General features: G+C 52.3%; 2 tRNA genes and 1 rRNA gene. All 3 read right to left on the bottom strand.

The features are described from left to right. Positions 1–202: 202 nt before the first annotated feature. Positions 203–275 (bottom strand) — tRNA-Ala (locus UH38_RS24510). Positions 276–358: 83 nt separating this feature from the next. After that, positions 359–432 (bottom strand) — tRNA-Ile (locus tag UH38_RS24505). Positions 433–559: 127 nt separating this feature from the next. After that, positions 560–2,030: ribosomal RNA gene (locus tag UH38_RS24500) — 16S ribosomal RNA — on the bottom strand; the annotation flags it as partial.

Raw genomic sequence — 2,030 nt, 5'->3', positions numbered from 1 at the left:
GTGCCTAGGTATCCACCATCAGCCCTTTGTAGCTTGACCAGTTTCTTTGCTTACAACAGATACGAATTGTACCTGCCTGCTATTTGTTGTTGCTATGCAGTTTTCAAGGTTCTGGCTGAAATCTTCTTCAGCATACTGACAATACTTCTTTGTCACGGTGCTGAATTATTCCAGTTGTTGTTTGTTTTGGCAATTACTCATGTGGAGGTTAGCGGACTCGAACCGCTGACATCCTGCTTGCAAAGCAGGCGCTCTACCAACTGAGCTAAACCCCCTAATTTTCAGTTGACTTTTATCAGTCATCAGTTTTGCTCTTTACTGCTTACTGGTCACTGCTTACTGGTCACTGCTTTACAGGTGGGCCATCCTGGACTCGAACCAGGGACCTCACCCTTATCAGGGGTGCGCTCTAACCACCTGAGCTAATAGCCCCTTTGCCAAACCTAATCATAGTTGAAAAGCCACACCATTTCTTTACTTCGTTCCGACCTAGGATGACCTCATCTGCTTACCTATTTGCTTTTTGCTTTCAGTAACTTCGATGGGTTCGGTCTCCCTAAAAGGAGGTGATCCAGCCACACCTTCCGGTACGGCTACCTTGTTACGACTTCACCCCAGTCATCAGCCCTGCCTTCGGCATCCCCCTCCACAAGTGGTTAGGGTAACGACTTCGGGCGTGGCCAACTTCCATGGTGTGACGGGCGGTGTGTACAAGGCCCGGGAACGTATTCACCGCAGTAGTGCTGACCTGCGATTACTAGCGATTCCGCCTTCATGCAGGCGAGTTGCAGCCTGCAATCTGAACTGAGCCACGGTTTATGGGATTGGCTTGACATCGCTGTCTTGCTGCCCTTTGTCCGTAGCATTGTAGTACGTGTGTAGCCCAGAACGTAAGGGGCATGCTGACTTGACGTCATCCCCACCTTCCTCCGGTTTGTCACCGGCAGTCTCTCTAGAGTGCCCAACTTAATGCTGGCAACTAAAAACGAGGGTTGCGCTCGTTGCGGGACTTAACCCAACATCTCACGACACGAGCTGACGACAGCCATGCACCACCTGTGTTCGCGCTCCCGAAGGCACTCTGAGCTTTCACCCAGATTCGCGACATGTCAAGTCCTGGTAAGGTTCTTCGCGTTGCATCGAATTAAACCACATACTCCACCGCTTGTGCGGGCCCCCGTCAATTCCTTTGAGTTTCACGCTTGCGCGCGTACTCCCCAGGCGGGATACTTAACGCGTTAGCTACGGCACAGCTTGGGTCGATACAAGCTACACCTAGTATCCATCGTTTACGGCTAGGACTACTGGGGTATCTAATCCCATTCGCTCCCCTAGCTTTCGTCCCTCAGTGTCAGTCTTGGCCTAGCAGAGCGCTTTCGCCACCGGTGTTCTTCCCAATCTCTACGCATTTCACCGCTACACTGGGAATTCCCTCTGCCCCTACCACACTCTAGCTATTCAGTTTCCACGGCCTTTTCGAGGTTGAGCCTCGACCTTTGACCGCAGACTTGAATTGCCACCTGCGGACGCTTTACGCCCAATCATTCCGGATAACGCTTGCATCCTCCGTATTACCGCGGCTGCTGGCACGGAGTTAGCCGATGCTGATTCCTGAAGTACCGTCATTGTATTCTTCCTTCAGAAAAGAGGTTTACAACCCAAGAGCCTTCCTCCCTCACGCGGTATTGCTCCGTCAGGCTTTCGCCCATTGCGGAAAATTCCCCACTGCTGCCTCCCGTAGGAGTCTGGGCCGTGTCTCAGTCCCAGTGTGGCTGATCGTCCTCTCAGACCAGCTACCGATCGTCGCCTTGGTGCGCTCTTACCACACCAACTAGCTAATCGGACGCGAGCTCATCTCCAGGCAATTAATCTTTCACCTTGCGGCATATCCGGTATTAGCAGTCGTTTCCAACTGTTGTCCCCGACCTAGAGCCAGATTCTCACGCGTTACTCACCCGTCCGCCACTAATGTCCGAAAACATCCGTTCGACTTGCATGTGTTAAGCATACCGCCAGCGTTCATCCTGAGC

The organism is Aliterella atlantica CENA595 (assembly GCF_000952155.1).
Taxonomy (GTDB): Bacteria; Cyanobacteriota; Cyanobacteriia; order Cyanobacteriales; family Chroococcidiopsidaceae; genus Aliterella; species Aliterella atlantica.
The sequence above is the reverse complement of the archived record's forward strand: the minus strand, read 5'-3'. Positions and strand labels throughout refer to the sequence as shown.